This is a genomic window from Streptomyces sp. NPDC008163 (genome assembly GCF_042956885.1).
Taxonomy (GTDB): domain Bacteria; phylum Actinomycetota; class Actinomycetes; order Streptomycetales; family Streptomycetaceae; genus Streptomyces; species Streptomyces drozdowiczii_A.
This window is the reverse complement of the sequence record NZ_JBIBHG010000008.1, coordinates 164,656-184,651: the sequence shown is the minus strand read 5'-3', so window position 1 is coordinate 184,651 and position 19,996 is coordinate 164,656. Positions and strand designations below refer to the sequence as shown.

The following is a 19,996-nucleotide window of genomic DNA, read 5'->3' as shown; positions in this document are numbered from 1 at the left end:
ACCTCTCAATGATAGGACCTTGTTGCGAAGCGTTCGCAAGAGCGCGTCCACCACAACTGCATAGGGCTTCCGTAATGCTCTTTACGTAAAATATGGGACATTAGATAACAAAGTTGCAGAAGCAGGATGGAGAGTCGGCCCATGTCCTCCGTGATCCATGACCATGCACGCGCCCGGCTCGTCACCGACGCCCGCGACCTGCCCGTCGTCCCGGTCGAGCTGCGGTTCGACGGCGCGGAGTCCCCCGCGGCGATCCGCATCGCCTACCCGGGCGGCACGGAGTGGGCCGTCGAGCGCGAGCTGCTGGAGCGCGGTCTGCGCTATCCGGTCGAGCAGGACGGCTGGCGGATCTGGCCGTGCGGCCGGGTCCAGGTGGTCGTGGAGCGGCACGACGCGGCGGGCGTCGACGTCGTGCAGTTCGACTGCGCCCCGCTGGTCCGCTTCCTGCGCCGTACGCATCAGGAGGCGCCGCACCACGACGCCCCGAAGCGCGAGACCCCGCAGCACGAGACGCCGAGGCCGGAGACCGCCCGCGCCTGACACACGCCGAGAGCCCCCGTGCACCCATGCACGGGGGCTCTCGCCGCCCCGGCCCCCCGTCCCCACAGGTAACCCGGGCTGCCGGGGCCGCGCACCGCTCGGACGCGGCCCCGGAGTTCCATCCGCGTGGGTCACACGCGGATCAGCTCACGCTCCCCGCCGGACTCGGGGCCCGCGTCGCCGGACGACGGCTCGTCCAGGTCCTTGCGCAGGCCCTCGCCCTCGACGTCCACGTTGGGCAGCGCGCGGTCCAGCCAGCGCGGCAGCCACCAGGCGCGCTTGCCGAGCAGCGCAAGGACGGCGGGCACGATCGCCATGCGGACGATGAACGCGTCGAAGAAGACGGCGATGGCGAGCGAGAAGCCGATCATCTTGATCATCTGCTCGCTGGAGCCGATGAAGCCGGAGAACACCGCGATCATGATCACGGCGGCGGCCGTGACGACCCGCGCCCCGTGCTTGAAGCCGGTGACGATGGCCTGGCCGGGCTTCTCGCCGTGGACGTACGCCTCACGCATCCGCGTGACGAGGAAGACCTCGTAGTCCATCGCGAGGCCGAAGACCACGCCCACCATGAAGATCGGCATCATCGACATGATCGGACCGGTCTGCTCGACCCCGAAGAGCGAGCCGAGCCAGCCCCACTGGAAGACCGCGACGACCGCGCCCAGGGCCGCGACGACCGAGAGCAGGAAGCCGAGCGCCGCCTTCAGCGGCACCAGGACCGACCGGAAGACCACCATCAGCAGCAGGAAGGCGAGGCCGACCACGAGCGCCAGGTAGGGCAGCAGCGCGTCGTTCATCTTCTGCGAGAAGTCGATGTTCATCGCGGTGGCACCGGTGACCAGCACCTCGGCGCCGGTGTCCGACTTGATGTCCTTGCCCGCGTCGCGGATCGCGTGGACCACGTTCTCCGTCTCGACGGAGCTGGGGCGGTCCTTCGGGACGACGGTGATCATCGCCGCGTCGCCGGCCTTGTTGAACGTGGCCGGGGTGACGGCGACGACGCCCTTCATGCCGGCGATCTCGTCGCCGACCTGCTTGGCCGCGGCCTTGCCGTCCGCACTGTCCTCGGTGTCCACGACGACGAGGAGCGGCCCGTTGAAGCCGGGGCCGAAGCCGTCGGAGAGCAGGTCGTAGGCGCGGCGCTGGGTGGTGCTGGTGGGCTGGGAGCCGTCGTCCGGCAGGCCCATCTCCAGCGAGGCGGCCGGTACGGCGATGGCGCCGAGGCCCAGGACGCCGACGAGCAGCACCCAGACCGGCTTGCGCAGCACGAAGCGGGCCCAGCGGGTGCCCATGTTCGGCTTGGCCTCGGGCTTGTCCGCCGTGCCGGCGGCCTTGCGGGCCTTGCGGCCCACGACGCGCTTGCCCACGAAGCCCAGCATGGCCGGGACGAGGGTGAGGGCGATGAGGACCGCGATGGCGACCGTGCCGGCCGCGGCGAAGCCCATCTTGGACAGCATCGGGATGTTGACGACGGCCAGGCCGACGAGGGCGATGACCACGGTGAGCCCGGCGAAGACGACCGCGGACCCGGCCGTACCGACCGCCCGGCCCGCCGCCTCCTCGCGTTCCCGGCCCTCGGCCAGCTCGGCGCGGTAGCGGGAGACGATGAACAGCGCGTAGTCGATGCCGACGGCGAGGCCGATCATCATCGCGAGCGTGGAGGTGGTGGAGCCCAGGTCGAGCACGTTGGCCAGGGCGGTGATCGTGGAGACGCCGATGCCGACCCCGATCAGGGCGGTGAGCAGCGGCAGCCCGGCCGCGATGAGCGAGCCGAAGGTGATGACGAGGACCACGGCGGCCAGGGCGATGCCGATGACCTCGGTGGCGCCGGTCTCCGGCATCACCTGGAGCGCGTCACCGCCGATCTCGACGGTCATCCCGCTCTTCTGGGCGTGGGTGCCGGCGTCCTCCAGCGCGTCCCGGGTCGCGTCCGTCAGCTCCATCGAGTTGACCTTGTACGACACGGAGATGTACGCGGTGGAGCCGTTCTTGGAGACGGCCTTGCCGGTGTACGGGTCGGTGACGGAGGCGATCTGGTCGGAGCCTTCCTTCAGCTCCCGGGTGATCTTGTTGACCTCGGCCTTGTTGGCCGGGTCCGTCATCTTCTCGTGGTCGGGGGCCTTGAAGACGATGCGCGCGGTGGCGCCGTCCGCACTGGCGGCCGGGAAGCGCTGTTCCAGCAGGTCGAAGGCCTTCTGGGCCTCCGTACCGGGGATGGAGAAGGAGCTGGAGGTCGCGGTGGCTGCGGAGGACGCGCCGAACCCGGCGAGCGCCAGCAGTGCCACCCAGATCAGGGCGACATAGCGGCGGCGCCGGAAGGCGAGCCGTCCGAGCTTGTAGAGGAATGTGGCCACGGGGGCGTACTCCCGGTCAGGTCGTTGAGTGGAAATGGGCGTGAGGAACCACCCCGACGACGAGAGCGGCGTGTCAGGTGGGGCTTGGGGAGGGGGCCGTGCGGAAAGCGCGGGGACCTGAGGTCAGACGCCGAGAGCGGGGAGGATCACGGAGTCGACGTAATCGAGAAGGAATGCCTGGTCGACCGGGCGGTCCTCGACCAGTTGCCGAGTGGCGAAGGCGCCGATCAGCATGTGCGGTACGTATCTGAGCGCCGGGTTGTCCGGGCTCACCTCTCCTCGGTCCACGGCCCGGCGCAGCAGCGTGTCGAGACCGGTCATCTCCGGTTCGACCAGCAGTTCGCGCAGCGCCCGGAGGAGATCGGGGTTGTTGTGGACGGCATGGCTCAGACCCCGCATCAGCGCGGCGTCCTTCTCCATCTGACAGTCGTCACTGCGGCTGAGCACGGCATGGAAGTCACCGCGCAGCGAGCCGGTGTCGACATCGCCGAGGGTGCCGGGTTTGTTGTGCCGCAGGGCCGTGACGACGAGCGCCGGCTTGCTCCCCCACTGGCGGTAGAGGGTGGCCTTGCTGGAATGCGTACGGGCGGCGACGGCGTCCATCGTGAGGGCGTCGTAGCCGACTTCGCGGAGCAGGTCGAGCACGGCGGCGTACAGCTCGCTCTCACGCTCGGGCGTGAGCCGTGTGCGTGCCATGGTTCGACCTCCTGTCCGATGACTCATCGAACGAAACCGTTTCGTACAGCAGAACGGTACCCCGCCCGCCGAGCGAAACGAAACGGTTTCGCTTGTGGCTCGCACCACAAAAGGCGGGCCTCTCTGAGTTGCCGGGCCCCCTTCGCGCGGAAAGCATTGGGGGGTGAGTGACGACGTCTCGTATCTCCGGTTCCCGCACCTCCACGAGGATCTGCTCTGCTTCGCGGCCGAGGACGACCTCTGGGTCGCACCGCTCGCCGCCGAGGGCGAGCGCCCCGGCCGGGCCTGGCGGGTCACCGTCGACCGCACCAGAGCCGGCCATCCCCGGTTCTCGCCCGACGGGACCCGGATCGCGTACACGTCATGGCGCAGCCTCGACCCGGAGATCCACCTCGCCCCGGTCGCCGGGGGACCGGCCCGCCGGCTCACCCACTGGGGCTCCACCGACACCCGGGTCTGCGGCTGGACGCCCGACCCCGGCGACGCGGCGCAGATCCTCGCCGTCTCCTCGCACAACCAGCCGTTCTCCTACTTCTCCTGGGCCTACAGCGTCCCCACCGACGGCAGCCCCGGCGGCAAGCTGCCCTGGGGCCCGGTCTCCGACATCGCGGTCGCCGACACCGGCGGCGAGCGCCGCACCCTGCTGCTCACCGGCACCCCGCCGCACGAACCGGCCGCCTGGAAGCGCTACCGGGGCGGGGCCATGGGCCGGCTGTGGCTGCACGGCGAGCGGCTGCTCCCGGACATCGGCGGGCACCTCGACTCCCCGATGTTCGTCGGCGGCCGGATCGCCTTCCTCTCCGACCACGAGGGCGTCGGCAACCTCTACTCCTGCCGCCCCGACGGCACGGACCTGCGCCGCCACACCGACCACGACGCGTTCTACGCCCGGCACGCGGCGAGCGACGGGCGCCGCGTGGTCTACCAGTGCGCGGGCGAGCTGTGGCTCGTGGACGACCTGGAGACCCCGGACGCGGTGCCCCGGAAGCTGGAGGTCCGGCTCGGCGGGCCGCGCGCGGGGCGGCGTACGTACCAGGTCCCGGCGTCGAGCCATGTGGACGCGGTGTCCGTGGACGAGACGGGCCGGGCGAGCGCCGTGTCGGTACGCGGCAGCCTGTACTGGCTCACGCACCGCGACGGGCCCGCCCGCACCATCTCGGACACCCCGGGCGTACGGGTGCGGCTGCCGGAGATGCTGGGCAGCGGGGGCGAGGTCGCGTACGTCACCGACGCGGAGGGCGAGGACGCGGTCGAGATCGCCCCGCTGCCGCGCGCCAGCGGCGACCGCCCGGTCCGCCGCCTCGCCTCGGGCCTGATCGGCCGGGTCCAGGAGCTGGTCTCCGACCCGGACGGCGAACGCCTCGCCATCGCCTCGCACGACGGCCGCCTGCTGCTCCTGGACACCGACGAGGAGACGGCCACCGGCGAGCCGGTCGAGCTGATCCGGTCCGTCAACGGGCCCGTCCGCGACCTGGCGTTCTCCCCGGACGGCGCCTGGCTGACCTGGTCGCACCCGGGCATCGGCCGCTCGCTGCGCAAGATCAAGCTGGCCCGGATCGGCGGTCCGGGCGAGCCCGCGATCGTGGACGTCACCAACGGCCGCTTCGAGGACGAGAACCCGGTCTTCACCGGCGACGGCCGCTATCTGGCGTTCCTGTCCTGGCGCGGCTTCGACCCGGTCTACGACGTCCACACCGGCGACCTGTCCTTCCCGCTCGGCTGCCGCCCCTACCTGGTGCCGCTCTCCTCGGCGACCCCGTCCCCCTTCGCCCTGCTGCCCGACGGGCGGCCGGCGGCGGGCGGCCTGGACCCGGTCGACACCGCCGAGGCGGGGATGACGGAGGGGTCGACGGTCACCGTCGAGTTCGAGGGCCTGCAGAGCCGGGTCACGCCGTTCCCGGTCTCCGCCTCCAAGTACTCCGCGCTGGCGCCCGTGTCCGGCGGCGGTCTGGTGTGGCTGCGCTGGCCGATCTCCGGGGCGCTGGGCGAGACCTTCGCCAACCCGGCGGACATGTCGGGCCGGCCGACCCTGGAGCACTTCAGCATCGCCAAGGCGAAGAAGACCGAACTCGTGGGCCATCTCGACTGGTTCGAGGTCAGCGGCGACGCCTCCCGGCTGGTCGTGATGGACGACGGCGAGCTGCGCGCGGTCCCCGCCACGGAGCCCGGCGACCTCGACTCGACCGTCTATCTGGACCTGCGCCGCATCCTGCACGAGGTGGACCCGGCGGCGGAGTGGCGCGGAGCGTACGACGAGGCGGGCCGCATCATCCGCTCGTACTTCTGGGAGCCGGACATGTGCGGCATCGACTGGCCGGCGGTCCTGGACCAGTACCGCCCCCTCGTCGAACGCGTCGCCACGCCGGACGAGTTCGCGGACCTGCTGCGCGAGGTGCTGGGCGAGCTGGGCACCTCGCACGCGTACGTGGCGCCCGCGCGCCGCAACGAGGGCCCGCCGCACTACCAGCGCGCGATCGGCCTGCTCGGCGCCAACTTCGCCTGCCGGGAAGGCGGCTGGACCCTGCTGCGCATCCTGCCCGGCGACTCCTCGGACTCCAAGGCCCGCTCCCCGCTGGCTGGTACGGGAATCCGCGAGGGGGCGGTGCTGACCCATGTGGACGGCCGGCCGGTGGACCCGGTCGCCGGGCCGTACCCGCTGCTGGCGGCGGCGGGCGGCACGACGGTCGAGCTGACCTTCCGCCCGGCGGAGGGCGGGGGCCGTCCGCGCCGCATCGCGATCGTGCCCCTCGTCGACGAACGCCCCCTGCGCTACCAGGACTGGGTCGCCAAGCGCCGCGAGGTCGTCCGGGAACTGAGCGGCGGCCGGTGCGGCTACCTCCACATCCCCGACATGGGCGGCTCCGGCTGGGCGCAGTTCAACCGCGACCTGCGCATGGAGGTCTCCCGCCCCGCGCTGATCGTGGACGTACGCGGCAACGCCGGCGGCCACATCAGCGAGCTGGTCGTGGAGAAGCTCACCCGGACGATCCTCGGCTGGGACCTGACCCGCAACGCCCAGCCCGTCTCGTACGCCTCCAACGCCCCCCGGGGCCCCGTCGTCGCCCTGGCCGACGAGGCGACCTCCTCCGACGGCGACATGATCACGGCCGCGTTCCGCCTGCTGAAGCTGGGCCCGGTCGTCGGCCAGCGCACGTGGGGCGGCGTCGTCGGCATGACCGGCCGCCACCGGCTGGGCGACGGCACGGTGATCACGGTGCCGATGAACGCCGCCTGGTTCGACACGTACGGATGGTCCGTCGAGAACCACGGCGTCGAACCGGACCTGGAGGCGCTGCGCACCCCGCTGGACTGGGCGGAGGGCCGCTACGCGGTCCTGGACGACGCGGTCCGCACCGCCCTGGACCTCCTGGCGGCCCATCCCCCGGCGACCCCGCCCACGTACGACACGGCCCCGGACCGCAGGCGGCCCCCGCTGCCGCCGAGGTAGGCGGGAGGCTCACTCCTCGTCGTCCTCCTCCAGCCCGGCGTCCAGCTCCGCGTCCAACGCCTCGTCCAGCGCCTCCAGTTCCTTCTCCGGGTCGATCATCCGGGCCAGGACGTCCAGGTCGTCCGTGTCGTAGAGGCGTCGTACGTCGCGCCAGCCCTCGACGGCGGTCGCCAGGAGGGTCATGGCCTCGGCCAGGCGGTCGAGATGGCGCAGTGCGGTGCCGTAGTAGCCGGCGGTCTCCGTGCGGAAGGCGTCGTTGTCGTCGCCCTCCTCCCAGGCCCGGCGGAGGTACGGTTCGGCCTCCGCGTACGCCTGGCGCTGGACCATCAGCTTGCCCGCGATCATGGAGTCGAGGCGGGAGCCGAGGCCGGCGGCGCGGACGTACCAGCGCTCGGACTCCTGGTAGTCGTGGTGGAAGTCGGAGAGCCGGCCCATGTGGTGGCAGGAGTGCTGGTCCCCCGCCTCGGCGGACTTGCGGTGCCACGTGTCGCGGTCGGTGAAGCGGCGCAGCTTCGCGCACAGCTGAGCCAGGTCGTACAGCGCGTCCGCGTCCCCGGCGCGGGCGGCGGGCTCCATCCAGGGGATCAGGTGGCGGGCGTTCTTGCCGCCCCAGTCGTTGAGCATGTCGGCGTACTCGTACCCGGCCCGTACGTCCCCGGCCTCGGCCCGCTCGCGCAGTACGGACAGCTGCCGGTAGTCGGGCTCGTCGGCGGCGCGCGGGCCGCCCTCGCGGAGCGCGGCAATCCTGGCGAGCTGCCGCACGGCGTCCTGGTCGTCCTCGCCGAACTCACGGAACCAGCGCTCGGCCTCGTCGTACCGGCCGAACCGCAGGCAGAGCATCCCGAGGTTCCACTTCGGCGCCTCCTCGCCCGCCCGGACGGCGAGGAGGTGGGCGCGCTCGGCCATCGCCATCTCGCCGCGCTGCTCGCACTTGTTGCCGAGGAGGGCCGCGGCCTGCGGGACGCCCTCCTCACGGGCCCGGAGCAGCAGCTCGATGGCCTCGGGCCAGGACTCCTCACCGGTCTCGGTGAGGAACATCGCGTAGTACATCCCCGCCTCGGCGCTGAGCTCGGAGCCCCGGCGGTAGAGCGCGTCGGCGCGCGGGGCGAGTCCCGGGTAGTCCGCGAAGTGCGCGTCCAGCTCGAAGAGTTCCCGCACCGCCGCCAGGGCGGCAGCGCCGTCCTCGTCGGCCTCGGCGGTGTCCAGGGCCGCGGCGACCCGGTCGAAGACCTCCTCGAACGAGTCGAAGAGCTGCGACCAGCGGAAGACCGCGATGTCCCCCAGTTCGGTGTCGCTCATCAGGAACGCGGACGCCTCCGCGGCCCGCCCTTCGGCGGCCATGAGCTTTCCGAGCTCGATCTTGGCTTCGAGGTGCCGTCCGTACTCCCACGCGTGCCGCAGCCACTCGGCGGCCTCGTCGTTCCGCCCGTCCTCGCGCAGCAGCACCCCGAGCCCGTACGCGGACCCCGCGTCGAACTCCGCGACGGCCCGGTACAGCGCGTCCGCCGCCGCCCGGTCGCCCCGGATCTTCCGGTACCGGGCGAGCGTGTAGTGCGACCAGATGTCCCCGGCCTCGGCGGCCCGCTCCCAGTAGGGGATGCCCTCGTCGATGTGTCTCCCGAACACGAAGAAGTCCGTGTGCCGGTGGGCGGCCTTCGCGTCCTTGGCCAGAGCGGCGGCGACCAGCGCCTCGCCCCGGGTCTGTATGTCCTGGGTGGTCATGGGCGCATGCTGCCAGGCGAGTTGGGACCGACTCGCCCCGGGCCCGGTTGCCTCAGCCGGTCGAGGCCGCCGGAGCCTCACCCCCCGGTGCGCGCGAGCGTACGGCCCGGCTTGCCTCTCCCCCGGCGGGAGACCCCAAGCTGGCCCCATGGACGACAACGCGCTCCTCTCGATCGGGGAGCTGGCCCGGCGCAGCGGGCTCAGTGTGAAGACGGTCCGGTACTACTCCGATCGCGGGATCGTGACGCCGTCCGCCCGCACCCCGGCCGGCTACCGCCGTTACGGCCCCGACGCCGTCGCGCGCCTCGGCCTCGTACGGACCCTGCGGGAGCTCGGGCTCGGCCTGGACACGATCCGCGGGGTGGCCGACCGGGAGCTGCCGCTGCCCGAAGTCGCCGCGGCGCACGTGGAGGCGCTGGAGGCGCAGATCCGCGTCCTGCGCCTGCGGCAGGCGCTGCTGGCCGCCGTGGCCGAGCGCCGGCTCACCCCTGAGGAGACCGATCTCATGCACCAGCTCGCCCGGCTCACCGACGACGAACGCCGCCGCCTCGTCACCGACTTCCTGCACGCGGTCTTCGACGGCCTCGCGCTCGACGGCGTCGCCCGCACCCTGACACCGGAGCTGCCCGGCGATCACGATGCCGAGCGGACCCGGGCCTGGGCGGAGTGGGCCGCGCTGGCCCAGGACCCCGACTTCCGCGCCGGGCTGCGGCGGACCCTCCGGGAGGTCGCCGCCGAGCAGCCCCGGGGAGGCGTCCCCCGGCGCACCTTCGCCGCCGCCGTACGCGATCTCGTCGCCCCCGCCCTGACCGCCGGGATCGACCCCGCCTCGCCCGACGCGGACCCGGTCGTCGCGGCCCTCACCGCCGAGCACGCCCGCCCGGACGGGCTCCTCCCCCGGCTCCGGCGCCTCAACGATCCGCGCCGCGACCGGTACGTGGAACTGCTCGCCGTGATCAACGGCTGGCCGGCTCCGGAGAACCCGGGCCCCGCGCTCGACTGGGCCGCCGAGGCCGTACGCGTACGGACGGCGGCGTAGCCGAGGAGACCTGCGTCACATCGCGAGGGGCCATGTCACAGCCGCACCCCCTGTCTCGTCCCGGGAATGTACGCACCAGAGCGATCCCGAGGAGCACCCGATGAACGCACGGCTCAACTATTTCACCAGCCCCGTCGCCGGCAAGGCCCTCAAGTACTTCATGGCCGTCGGGCGGGAGCTGAAGGACTCGCCGCTGCCCGCCGCGACGCAGGAGCTCGTCGCGCTCCGGGTCAGCCAGATCAACGGCTGCGCGGCCTGCATCGACATGCACACCAAGGAGGCCGTCGCGGCCGGGGAGAGCGCGGTGCGGCTGAATCTCGTCGTGGCCTGGCGGGAGGCCACCGTGTTCACCGACGCCGAGCGCGCGGCCCTCGCCCTCGCCGAGCAGGGCACGCGTACGGCCGACGCCGCGACCGGGGTGGACGACGAGACCTGGGCGTACGCCGCCGAGTTCTACGACGAGGAGCAGCTGACCGCACTCGTCATGCTGGTCTCGTTCATGAACGCGGTGAACCGGCTGAACATCATCACGCAGCAGCCGGCGGGCGACTACAAGCCCGGACAGTTCCACTGAGCGGAAGCTACGAGGGAGAGGAACGGGCATGGGCAAGGCCGAGGAGTTCGAGGAGCTGCGGGCGCTGCTGTTCTCGATCGCGTACCGCATCCTGGGCAGCGTCGCGGAGGCGGAGGACGCCGTCCAGGAGACCTGGCTCCGTTACGACGCCTCGGCCACCCGGCCGGATTCGGTGAAGGCGTTCCTCTCCACCACGGTGACCCGGATCGCGATCGACGTGCTGCGGTCGGCCCGGGTGCGGCGGGAGGAGTACGTCGGCCCGTGGCTGCCGGAGCCGCTGCTGGAGGACCCGTACGCGGACCCGGCGCGGGCCGCCGAGCTGGCGGACTCGGTGTCGATGGCGTCCCTGCTCCTCCTGGAACGGCTGAGTCCGCTGGAGCGGTCGGTGTTCGTGCTGCGGGAGGTCTTCGCCTTCGGCTTCGGCGACATCGCGGCGGCGGTGGGCCGCTCCGAGGCGGCCTGCCGTCAGCTGCTCGTACGGGCCCGGCGGCACATGCACGAGGGGCGGCCCCGGTTCGAGGCGGACCGCGCGGAACAGCGGGAGCTGGCGGGCCGGTTCTTCGACGCGCTGTCCCGGGGCGATGTGGACGGGCTGCGGAGCCTGCTCTCCGCCGACGTCCAGCTCGTCGGCGACGGCGGCGGCAAGGCCCCGCAGCTGGCCCGGACGGTCGTCGGCGCGGACAACGCGGCCCGGCTGCTCGCCACGGTCTACCCGCTCATGGCCGAGGCGGGCATCACCTGCGAACCGCGCGAGGTCAACGGCCGCCCGGGGGCGCTGTTCCGCGTGCGCGACGGCGGCGTGCTCCACATCCTGTCCCTGGACGTCCTGGACGGGCAGATCCAGACGGTCCGCTCGGTCATCAACCCGGACAAGCTCGGCCACCTGGGCCCGGTCGCGGACGCGTGGGCGGCGGACCGCGAGGTGAGGGCGCTGCGCGGGCGGGACGCCTGAGCGTCAGGCGCCGCCCTCCGCCGCCTTCGCCGCGCGTTCCACCTTCGCGCGGTGAGCTTCCCAGAACGCGTCGTCCTGGCGCGGTTCGGTGAACGCGGCCGCGCGGCCCGTCGCGTGGTCGAGTTGTTCGCGGAGGATGTCGGCGTGGCCCGCGTGGCGGGCGGTCTCGCCGTGCATGTGGATCATGATGTCGAACAGCCGCACCTCGGGCCGCCCCCACCACTCCACCCGCCCGGGCGCGTCGAGGGCGAGCGCCGCGATCGTCGCGTCGGTGTGCGCCCACACCCGCCGGTAGCGTCCGGCGATCTCCTCCCGGGACTCCTCCTCGGAGGCCCACATCTCCGGGCCGCCCGGTTCGTTGTCCTGCCACCGGGGAAGCGGCTCGGGGAACGGCCGCCCGAAGACGTCCCCGAAGTAGCGGGCCTCCCAGAACGACAGGTGCTTGACCAGGCCCAGCAGATTGGTCCCGGTCCAGGTCAACGGCCGCCGGATGTCGTACTCGCCGAGCCCGTCGAGCTTCCAGAGAACCGCCTCGCGGACGGTCCGGAGATTGTTGTGGAGGCGCTCTTTCACCGCGTCTTCGTCGATCATGCGCACGACTCTGCCAGCACGGGCGCCGCTTGGGGAGGCCCCTCCTCTGTCGCCGGTCTCCCGCAGAAGTGTCCGCGATCGGTAACAGAGGCAGCCTCCGGGCGCTCCCGCCTCTCCTCGTGGGAGCAGGGCAGACACGGCATCGGCAGCAGCGGCGACGGCGGGCAAAGGGGCGGGCGGACATGGCGAAGCACAGGGAACGGACGTGGCACAGCCGGCTCATCGCGGCGGCTCTCGGGGTCACCGCGCTGGCCGCCGCCACCTCGATGTGGACCGCGCAGGCCGGCACCACCGACGGACAGCGGGCGGCAGGCGTCTCGTCGCAGTCCGCGCCGCGCCACGGCCGGTCCGTGCCCGAAGCGGTCGCGGAGGACATCGCGCACGCCTCGGACAAGGGCCCGAAGGGCGTCAACATCACCATCGACGACGGCCCGGACCCGACCTGGACGCCCCAGGTGCTCCAGCTGCTCAAGGAGAACGGGGTCAAGGCCACGTTCTGCATGGTCGGCACCCAGGCCCGGGCGTACCCCGGCCTGGTCAAGGCTGTCGTGGCGGGCGGTCACCGCCTGTGCGACCACACCGTCTCGCACGACGTCACGATGGACAAGAAGCCCGAGGCGTACCAGGCCAAGGAGATCCTCGACGCCGAGCGGATGATCACCGAGGCGTCGGGCGGCGTCCACCCGCAGTACTACCGCGCCCCCGGCGGCGCGTTCACCCCGTACAGCCGGAAGCTCGCCGCCGCGCACGGGATGCGGCCGCTGGGCTGGAACGTCGACACCAAGGACTTCGAGCACCCCGGCGCGGACGCCATCGTGGCGACCGTGGAGCGCGAGATCGCCAACGGCCCGACCGTCCTGTTCCACGACGCGGGCGGCGACCGCTCCCAGACCCTGGCCGCGCTGGGCCGGGCCCTTCCGTGGCTGCGGGAGCAGGGGTACGCGTACGGCTTCCCGGTGCGGTGAGGCCGGCGAAGTACGCCTCCGCCGATGAGTTTCGGGCGCTCCCGGCGTCTACCTCTCGACGGAAGGAGCGCACCCCATGCGCAAGATCATCGTTTCCACGTTCCTGACCCTCGACGGCGTCATGCAGGCCCCCGGCGGCCCGGACGAGGACGCCGAGAGCGGCTTCACGCACGGCGGCTGGCAGAAGCCGACGTCCGACGACGAGGTGGGGGAGGCGATCGGCGGCTGGTACGAGGACACCGACGCGATGCTCCTCGGCCGCAAGACGTACGACATCTTCGCCTCGTACTGGCCGACCGCCGACCCGGCCAACCCGTTCACGGAGCGGATGAACGCCATGCGGAAGTACGTGGCGTCCCGCACCCTGACGTCCCTGGACTGGCAGAATTCCACCCTCCTGACCGGTGACACCGCCGAGGCCGTACGCCGTCTGAAGGAGACCGAGGGCCGCAACATCAACGTCGTCGGCAGCGGCGACCTCGCCCAGACCCTGATGCGCGAGGACCTGGTCGACGAGTACCGCCTCACCATCCACCCGGTGATCATCGGCACCGGCAAGCGCCTCTTCGCGGACGGTGCGATCCCGACCGCGCTGGAGCCGGTCAGCGTCACGGCGACGAAGGGCGGTACGGTCCTGGCGGTCTACCGCCCGACGGGCCGCCCGACGTACGACAGCTACCAGTAGCCCCCACCCGCACCTTCCCCGAGGACGTCACCCATGCGCACGCTCATCACCACCGCCTTCGTCTCCCTCGACGGTGTCGTCGAGGCCCCCGGCGGCGAGCCCGGCTACCGGAACTCCGGCTGGACCTTCAAGGACATCGACTTCCTGCCCGAGGCGTACGAGATCAAGGGCCGGGAGCAGGAGGAGGCCGGCGCGCTCCTGATGGGGCGGGTCAGCTACGAGGCGTTCAGCCCCGTCTGGCCGGGCATGGCGGAGTTCGCCGGCTACAAGGCGATGCCCAAGTACGTCGTGTCCACGACGCTCACCGAGGACGGGCTCGTGGACACCTGGGGCGAGACCCACATCCTGCGCTCCCTGGACGACGTCGCCGCGCTCAAGGAGACCGAGGGCGGCCCGCTCATCGTGCACGGCAGCGCCACCCTCAACCGGGCCCTCTCCGACGCCGGTCTGATCGACCGCTACCACCTCCTCGTCTTCCCGCTCCTCCTCGGCGCCGGCAAGCGCCTGTTCAGCGCGGCCGACAAGGACACCCGGCACCTGAAGCTCGTGGAGCACGAGGCGTTCCCCAACGGCATCCAGAAGAACGTCTTCGACGTCATCCGTCCCGCACGGTGAATTCCGCCGCCGCGAAGTCCTGAACGAGCGGGGCGGTGTACGCGGAGACGCCCAGCGCCTCGTAGTGGGCGGGTTCCGAGGGCCCGCCCGGCCGTCACCGGCCGAGATCGCGAAGGGCGAGGTCGCGCGGATGCCGGTGGCGTGGGCGTGGCCGCCGATGACGTTCTGCGACCGTCAACAGCACGACGCGCCATTCGGGAGCGAGCCAGTACGTGTTCCGTACCGCGTTGCCGCTGCCTCCGCCTCCCCGGGCCGAAGGCCCGCCCGCCGCGTCGGCGTCCGCAGTTCGCACCACACCGTCTTGCGGTGCGGGGACTGGTCCACGCCCCAGCGGAGGGCGAGCGCGTCCAGTAGCTGGAGCCCCCGGCCCGACGTGCCCTCCGGGCCGGATTCCCGGAGCATGGGCCACACGGCCGCAGCGGGGTCGCTCACCGCCACCCGTACGCGCCCGGAGGCCGTCGCGCTCACGCGTAGCGCCACCGGCGTGCGCTCCCCCACGTGAGTGATCACGTTCGCCAGCAACTCGCTGACGCACAGCAGGAGATCGCCCGCGTCCTCGCCGTCGAACCGCTCCCGCAGTATCTGCCGCACCTCCGGCACGGCCTGCGGGACCGCCAGGAAATCCCATGTCAGCGGCAGCCCGTTCATCCCCCGGCCGCCCTCTGAAGCACGTCGGCCAGCCGGCGCGCGGTCTCCGTGTTGCAGTTACCCAGCGCGACGAGCGGCGGCCGGCTCGTCCAGCCCGCGAGCGTCAGCGGGTCAACTCCGAGCGACGGCAGCGTGATGCCGTTGGCCTTGAGCGCCGTGCGCAGTGCGTCGATTTCCGGGCCGATGTCGTACGGGGCGTCGTCCATGAGGACCGTCCACCTTTCGGTTGCTTGCTGTGACGAACACCTCACACGCTGCCGTACGGACCTCTACCGTGGAAGCCAATTCCGCTCCACAGAGCGAGGTGTGAAAGGCGGTCGGCGGTGGCGAAGGACATTGACGGGTCGGCGGGGGTACCGCAGTTCTACGGGAAGGAGCTGCGCTACCAGAGGGAGGCGGCGGGCCTGACCCTGGAGAGGCTGCTTGAGGGCAGCTATTACGGAGTCCCCATGCTCAGCGCCATCGAGCACGGCGCCCGCCGCATGCCGCCGGATCTCGCTGTGCATGTGGACCGCAAGCTCGGCACGGACTTTTTCGTACGGCGTTGTGAAGACGTACGGGAGGCCCAAACCAAGGGGCACGCGGCGTTCTTCGCGAGCATCGTGGAAGCGGAGATCCGCGCCCGGACCATCAACGAGTGGTCGGGCAGTCTGATCCCGGGACTCCTCCAGACCCCGGCCTACGCGCAAGCCGTCATCCAGGCCACGCACCCTCTGGACACTCCCGAGGAGGTACAGGCCAAGATCGACGCCCGACAGGAGCGGGCCAAGCTGTTCACCGACCCCAAGAAGCCCGAGTACTGGGTGGTCCTGGACGAGTCGGTGCTCCGCCATCCGCTGCTGGAACCAGCGGAGATGGCCGAACAGTTGGATCACATCGCCGCCCTGGTGCAAAGCCGTCGGGTCGTTCTACAGATCCTTCCGTGGAACGCGGCCACCCGCCCCATCAGTGAGATGCCGCTGCTGCTCCTGGACTTCGATGACGAGCCGCCGCTGTTCTACACCGAAGGCGCATACCACGGGCAGACCATCGATGATCCGGGGCTCGTTAAGCAGTACCGCAACGCATACGATCGCCTCAGGGCCGCCGCGCTGCCGCCAGAGGTGTCCCTCGCCCTGCTGAAGAAGGCGGCTGAGGAGTTCCGCAATGGCCAGCAGCACCCTTGATCTGAGCACCACCCGCTGGCGCAAGAGCAGCTACAGCAACGGCTCTGGCGGGAACTGCCTCGAAGTCGCCGACGGTCACCCCGGGCTCGTCCCCGTCCGCGACTCCAAGCGGCCCGACGGGCCCGCGCTCGTCGTCAACGCCGCCGCCTGGGCCCCGTTCATCGCATCCGTCAAGGCCGCCTGACGGCCCACGCACACGAAGGGGCGCGCCCGGAAGAATCCGGGCGCGCCCCTCGGCGTCACCGCACGACCGTTACCGGTCGAAGCGCTCGCTCGCCTCGTTCCGGGCGCGCTGCGCCGCGTCCTTCGCGCGGTCGCGGCCCTGCTGGCCGGCGTCCTTGGCGCGGTCGCGGCCCTGGCCCTGACGCTGGCGGTCCTGGGTCTGGTCCTGCGCCTGGCCCGCGAGGTCCTTGGCCTTGTCCTTGAACTGGTCGGCGATGCCCATGCTGTTCACTCCTATGTGGTGCGTGGGATTCGGCCCCGGTGGGGCCTCGACCAGATTCACACGGCCGGCCACGCTCCGCATGTCGATCACTCACGCTCCGTACGCGCGGAACGTTCCTGCTGGTCAGCGGCGCCTCCGGCGCCGACGAGGCCCTTGCTCATGCCCTCCATGCGCGGGCCGAAGCGGCGCATCTCGCGCTGGCCGACGACGCCGATGAGGGTCGGCAGGTAGCCGCGTACGGACTGCATACCGCGCAGCCACCACTGGGCGTAGACGTGGGCGGAGCGGCGCTCGATGCCGGCGACGATGCGGTCGACGGCGGGGCCGAGCGGGTACGTGCGGTTCGTGGGCCACGGGAGGCGCTTGCGGAGGTCCCGCATGACGTCGTCCTCGTCGGCGCCGCGCACCATGTCGGTGTCGGTCCAGGAGAGGTAGCCGACGCCCACCTTCACTCCCTTGTAGCCGACTTCGGCGCGCAGGCTGTGCGCGAACGCCTCGACGCCCGACTTGGAGGCGCAGTAGGCGCTCATCATCGGGGCCGGGGTCATCGCGGCGAGGGACGCGATCTGGAGGAAGTAGCCCCGGCTCTCCATCAGGACGGGCAGGAAGGCGCGAGCCGTCACCGCGCCGCCGATGAGGTTGACCTCGATGACGCGGCGCCAGGCGACCGGGTCGGAGTCGACGAGCGGACCGCCGGTGGCGACGCCCGCGTTGGCGACGACGATGTCGACCTTGCCGAAGCGCGCCTTCACGTCCCGCGCGACGCGGGACATCGCCTCGTGGTCGGTGACGTCCGCGTGCCAGTGGTCGCTTTCACCGTGGAGGCGGGCCGAGACCTTCTTCAGCTCGTCGGGTTCGAGGCCGACGAGGGCGAGGATCGCGCCCCGGGCGGAGAGCTTGCGGGCGAGGAGTTCGCCGACGCCGCGTGCCGCGCCGGTGACGACGACGACCTGTCCTTCGAGACTTCCCGTGCCGCTCATGCGACCTCCTCCTTGCCCTCGATGTCTGTAGTACCCCGCGCGTCCCGGTCCGCTCCGGACGGCAGGTAGGCGGTCACCAGTTCCCGTATCTTCGCCGTGACGATCTCCGGCGCCTCGACAGGCGTCATGTGCCCCATGCCCGTCAGCTCGGTGAGGCCGAGGCAGTCGGGCAGGGCCGCCGCGATGGCGCGGGCGTGGACGGGCGGGGTGAGCCGGTCCTCCGTACCCGCGACGATCGCGGTGGGCACGCGCAACTCCCGTACGCCCTCGTCCAGATCCAACTCCGCGAGGACGTTCCCCCAGGCGACCCGGGGTATGCGGGGGCAGGCGTGCACGATGCGGGCGCAGGTGTCGACCCGGTCGGGGGCCGAACCGGCGCCCATCGTCCCGTACTTCAGTATCCGCCGGGAGACCGGCGTGACCGGCCCCAGCGGGGCGCGCGCGCCGAGGACCGCGCGAGTGAGCCGGGTGCGTACGGCTCCGGCGCGCATCGGCACGACCAGCGACTCGGCGAGGAGCCGCGAACTGCCGGTGCTGCACAGCAGGACGGCGGCGGCGTGCTCGCGCAGCTTGGGGCGGCGGGAGGCGGACATGATGGTCATGCCGCCCATGGAGTGCCCGGCGAGGACGGCCTTCTCGCCGGGGGCGAGGGTCGCGGCGAGGACCGCTTCGAGGTCGTCGGCGAGGGCGTCCGTGCTGTAGCCGTCGCGGGCGGCGGCGGGCGAGGTGCCGTGGCCGCGCTGGTCGTAGGCGATGACGCGGTGGTCGACGGCCAGGTCGCGTATCTGGGCGTCCCAGAAGCTGGTGTTGCAGGTCCAGCCGTGGGAGAGGACGACGGCGGGCGCGCCCTCCTGGCCGTGGATCTCGACGTGGATGCGGGAGCCGTCGGCGGAGACGGCGAGGAGTTCGCGGGCGGCCACCGGGCGGCGGCCGGCGACGGGCAGGGGGCGGCTCATCGGACGGCCTCCTCGGAGACGGTGTCGCCGGACGTGCGCGGGGCGGGGACGGACGGGCGCAGGACCTGGTACTCGGACAGGTCGACGGTCCGGGTGGCCCTGCGGAACTCGGAGGTGGTGCCGGGCCAGACCGTGGTGTTGCGGCCGGTGGCGTCCAGGTACCAGCTGTTGCAGCCGCCGGTGTTCCAGACGGTGCGCTTCATGCGCTCCTGGACGCGGCGGTTCCAGGTGTTCACGGCGGAGGGGCGGGCGTCGAGGGCCGCCTTGCCGCCGAGGAGGTTCAGCTGGCGCAGGTAGTCGGCCATGTAGTTCAGCTGGGACTCGATCATGAGGATCATCGAGGAGTTCCCGAGCCCGGTGTTGGGGCCGATGATCGTCATCCAGTTCGGGAAGCCGGCCGCGCTGGCGCCGCGCAGGGCCTGCATGCCGTCCTTCCACGACTCGGTGAGCGTGATCCCGTCGGCGCCGACGACGCGTTCGGCGATCGGCATGTCGGTGACGTGGAATCCGGTGCCGAAGATGATCGCGTCGACCTCGGTCTCCGTACCGTCCGACGCGACGACCGTGTTGCCGCGGACCTCGGCGAGGCCGGAGGCGACGACGTCGACATTGGGCTGGGCGAGGGCCGGGTAGTACGTGCTCGACAGCAGGATGCGCTTGCAGCCGATGCGGTACGAGGGGGTCAGCTTGGCGCGCAGGGCGGGGTCCTTGATGGCGCGGGCCATGTTGGACTTGGCTATGCGCTCGACCAGGCCGAGCTGGTCGGGGTGCTTGGTGAAGGCGCTGACCTGCAACTCCCGGATGCCCCAGAGGAGTCCGCGGCGGGCGGTGCCGGTGGCGGGCAGGGCGCGGTGCAGCTTGCGCTCCAGGCCGCTGATCTTGCGGTCCATGCGGGGCATGACCCAGGGCGGGGTGCGCTGGAAGAGCGTCAGCTTGCCGACCCGGGGCTGGATCGCGGGCACGATCTGGATGGCGGAGGCGCCGGTGCCGATCATCGCGACGCGCTTGCCGGTGAGGTCGGCGTCGTGGTCCCAGCGGGCGGAGTGGAAGACCTCGCCGGGGAAGTCGGCGAGCCCCGGGATGTCGGGCGTCTTCGGGTCGGAGAGCGGCCCGGTCGCGGAGACGACGACATCCGCGACGGTGGTGGTGCCGTTGGCGCTGTCGATGACCCAGTGCAGCTCGTCGTTGTCCCAGCGCATCTGCTTCACCTCGTGGTTGAGGCGCAGATGGGCGCGGAGCCCGAAGGTGTCGGCGACGTGCTCCAGGTAGGCGCGGATGTGCTCCTGCCCGGAGAAGGTGCGCGGCCACTCGGGGTTGGGGGCGAACGAGAAGGAGTACAGGTGGGACGGTACGTCGCAGGCGCAGCCGGGATAGCTGTTGTCGCGCCAGGTGCCGCCGACGGAACCGGCGCGCTCCAGGATCACGAAATCGGTGATGCCTTCGCGGCGCAGCCGGACCGCGGCGCCGAGGCCCCCGAATCCGGATCCGATCACCGCCACGCGTACATGCTCGTGCTGGGCCATGCTGCCGCCTCCCGCGGTACGTCACACGACTCTGCCAGCAATCACTGGCATGGTTGGGAGGGTAGAGCAGCTTCGTACCGATGGGTAGGGG

20 protein-coding genes are annotated in these 19,996 nt (G+C 71.7%); 10 read left to right on the top strand and 10 right to left on the bottom strand.

All coding sequences use genetic code 11. The features are described from left to right. The first annotated feature begins 141 nt into the window (after nucleotides 1-141). On the top strand, nucleotides 142-540 hold the full coding sequence (locus ACFZAT_RS19505) for an SsgA family sporulation/cell division regulator (RefSeq protein ID WP_391265462.1): 399 nt from the start codon (nucleotides 142-144) through the stop codon (nucleotides 538-540). A gap of 131 nt (nucleotides 541-671) precedes the next feature. On the opposite strand, the gene ACFZAT_RS19500 is transcribed toward ACFZAT_RS19505, so the two are convergent. Both ACFZAT_RS19500 and ACFZAT_RS19495 read right to left on the bottom strand, forming a co-directional pair. Beyond that, on the bottom strand, nucleotides 672-2,900 hold the full coding sequence (locus ACFZAT_RS19500) for an MMPL family transporter (RefSeq protein ID WP_391265461.1): 2,229 nt from the start codon (nucleotides 2,898-2,900) through the stop codon (nucleotides 672-674). Between the two features lie 123 nt (nucleotides 2,901-3,023). Beyond that, nucleotides 3,024-3,596 (bottom strand): TetR/AcrR family transcriptional regulator C-terminal ligand-binding domain-containing protein, encoded by a 573-nt coding sequence (locus ACFZAT_RS19495; protein ID WP_391265460.1) that lies wholly within the window; start codon nucleotides 3,594-3,596, stop codon nucleotides 3,024-3,026. 163 nt (nucleotides 3,597-3,759) lie between these two features. On the opposite strand from ACFZAT_RS19495, the gene ACFZAT_RS19490 reads away from it, so the two are divergent. Beyond that, complete coding sequence (locus ACFZAT_RS19490; protein WP_391265459.1) at nucleotides 3,760-7,044, top strand: S41 family peptidase; 3,285 nt, start codon at nucleotides 3,760-3,762, stop codon at nucleotides 7,042-7,044. Between the two features lie 9 nt (nucleotides 7,045-7,053). On the opposite strand, the gene ACFZAT_RS19485 is transcribed toward ACFZAT_RS19490, so the two are convergent. Next, on the bottom strand, nucleotides 7,054-8,766 hold the full coding sequence (locus tag ACFZAT_RS19485) for a sel1 repeat family protein (RefSeq protein ID WP_391265458.1): 1,713 nt from the start codon (nucleotides 8,764-8,766) through the stop codon (nucleotides 7,054-7,056). A 148-nt stretch (nucleotides 8,767-8,914) separates the two neighbouring features. On the opposite strand from ACFZAT_RS19485, the gene ACFZAT_RS19480 reads away from it, so the two are divergent. The 3 genes from ACFZAT_RS19480 (at nucleotide 8,915) to ACFZAT_RS19470 (ending at nucleotide 11,331) form a co-directional block, all read left to right on the top strand. Then, nucleotides 8,915-9,805, top strand: a complete 891-nt coding sequence (locus ACFZAT_RS19480; protein ID WP_391265457.1) for a MerR family transcriptional regulator — start codon at nucleotides 8,915-8,917, stop codon at nucleotides 9,803-9,805. 100 nt (nucleotides 9,806-9,905) lie between these two features. Then, nucleotides 9,906-10,379 carry a carboxymuconolactone decarboxylase family protein gene (locus ACFZAT_RS19475; protein WP_391265456.1) on the top strand — a complete coding sequence of 158 codons (474 nt, stop codon included), beginning with the start codon at nucleotides 9,906-9,908 and terminating at the stop codon, nucleotides 10,377-10,379. 28 nt (nucleotides 10,380-10,407) lie between these two features. Then, entirely contained in the window at nucleotides 10,408-11,331 is a 924-nt protein-coding gene (locus tag ACFZAT_RS19470; protein ID WP_391265455.1) for an RNA polymerase sigma-70 factor, read from the top strand. Nucleotides 11,332-11,334: 3 nt separating this feature from the next. Here ACFZAT_RS19470 and ACFZAT_RS19465 read toward each other — a convergent pair whose 3' ends face one another. Continuing rightward, nucleotides 11,335-11,922 (bottom strand): DUF664 domain-containing protein, encoded by a 588-nt coding sequence (locus tag ACFZAT_RS19465; protein WP_391265454.1) that lies wholly within the window; start codon nucleotides 11,920-11,922, stop codon nucleotides 11,335-11,337. 182 nt (nucleotides 11,923-12,104) lie between these two features. On the opposite strand from ACFZAT_RS19465, the gene ACFZAT_RS19460 reads away from it, so the two are divergent. From ACFZAT_RS19460 to ACFZAT_RS19450, 3 genes are all read left to right on the top strand, one after another. Continuing rightward, nucleotides 12,105-12,887: a polysaccharide deacetylase family protein gene (locus ACFZAT_RS19460; RefSeq protein WP_391265453.1), complete on the top strand. Its 783-nt coding sequence runs from the start codon at nucleotides 12,105-12,107 to the stop codon at nucleotides 12,885-12,887. Nucleotides 12,888-12,963: 76 nt separating this feature from the next. Next, nucleotides 12,964-13,572, top strand: a complete 609-nt coding sequence (locus tag ACFZAT_RS19455) for a dihydrofolate reductase family protein (RefSeq protein WP_391265452.1) — start codon at nucleotides 12,964-12,966, stop codon at nucleotides 13,570-13,572. A gap of 33 nt (nucleotides 13,573-13,605) precedes the next feature. Next, nucleotides 13,606-14,187: a dihydrofolate reductase family protein gene (locus ACFZAT_RS19450; protein WP_391265451.1), complete on the top strand. Its 582-nt coding sequence runs from the start codon at nucleotides 13,606-13,608 to the stop codon at nucleotides 14,185-14,187. 174 nt (nucleotides 14,188-14,361) lie between these two features. Here the strand turns inward: ACFZAT_RS19450 and ACFZAT_RS19445 are convergent, their stop codons facing one another. Further along, complete coding sequence (locus ACFZAT_RS19445; protein ID WP_391265450.1) at nucleotides 14,362-14,835, bottom strand: ATP-binding protein; 474 nt, start codon at nucleotides 14,833-14,835, stop codon at nucleotides 14,362-14,364. Then, on the bottom strand, nucleotides 14,832-15,041 hold the full coding sequence (locus tag ACFZAT_RS19440) for a hypothetical protein (RefSeq protein WP_391265449.1): 210 nt from the start codon (nucleotides 15,039-15,041) through the stop codon (nucleotides 14,832-14,834). The genes ACFZAT_RS19445 and ACFZAT_RS19440 overlap by 4 nt, the downstream gene beginning before the upstream one ends. A gap of 117 nt (nucleotides 15,042-15,158) precedes the next feature. Here ACFZAT_RS19440 and ACFZAT_RS19435 point away from each other — a divergent pair, with 117 nt between their 5' ends. Continuing rightward, entirely contained in the window at nucleotides 15,159-16,001 is an 843-nt protein-coding gene (locus ACFZAT_RS19435; RefSeq protein ID WP_391265448.1) for a Scr1 family TA system antitoxin-like transcriptional regulator, read from the top strand. Beyond that, the gene (locus ACFZAT_RS19430) at nucleotides 15,982-16,185 is read left to right on the top strand and encodes a DUF397 domain-containing protein (protein WP_391265447.1); all 204 of its coding nucleotides are present in this window, start codon (nucleotides 15,982-15,984) and stop codon (nucleotides 16,183-16,185) included. Before ACFZAT_RS19435 ends, ACFZAT_RS19430 begins: the two co-directional genes overlap by 20 nt. 69 nt (nucleotides 16,186-16,254) lie before the next feature. On the opposite strand, the gene ACFZAT_RS19425 is transcribed toward ACFZAT_RS19430, so the two are convergent. From ACFZAT_RS19425 to ACFZAT_RS19410, 4 genes are all read right to left on the bottom strand, one after another. Continuing rightward, the gene (locus tag ACFZAT_RS19425; RefSeq protein ID WP_391265446.1) at nucleotides 16,255-16,446 is read right to left on the bottom strand and encodes a hypothetical protein; all 192 of its coding nucleotides are present in this window, start codon (nucleotides 16,444-16,446) and stop codon (nucleotides 16,255-16,257) included. Between the two features lie 86 nt (nucleotides 16,447-16,532). Further along, complete coding sequence (locus ACFZAT_RS19420) at nucleotides 16,533-17,426, bottom strand: short-chain dehydrogenase/reductase (RefSeq protein ID WP_391265445.1); 894 nt, start codon at nucleotides 17,424-17,426, stop codon at nucleotides 16,533-16,535. Further along, a complete protein-coding gene (locus ACFZAT_RS19415) occupies nucleotides 17,423-18,382 on the bottom strand; it encodes an alpha/beta fold hydrolase (protein WP_391265444.1) in 960 nt (319 codons plus the stop codon). Before ACFZAT_RS19415 ends, ACFZAT_RS19420 begins: the two co-directional genes overlap by 4 nt. Then, nucleotides 18,379-19,905 (bottom strand): NAD(P)-binding domain-containing protein, encoded by a 1,527-nt coding sequence (locus ACFZAT_RS19410; RefSeq protein WP_391265443.1) that lies wholly within the window; start codon nucleotides 19,903-19,905, stop codon nucleotides 18,379-18,381. The genes ACFZAT_RS19415 and ACFZAT_RS19410 overlap by 4 nt, the downstream gene beginning before the upstream one ends. Nucleotides 19,906-19,996 lie beyond the last annotated feature (91 nt).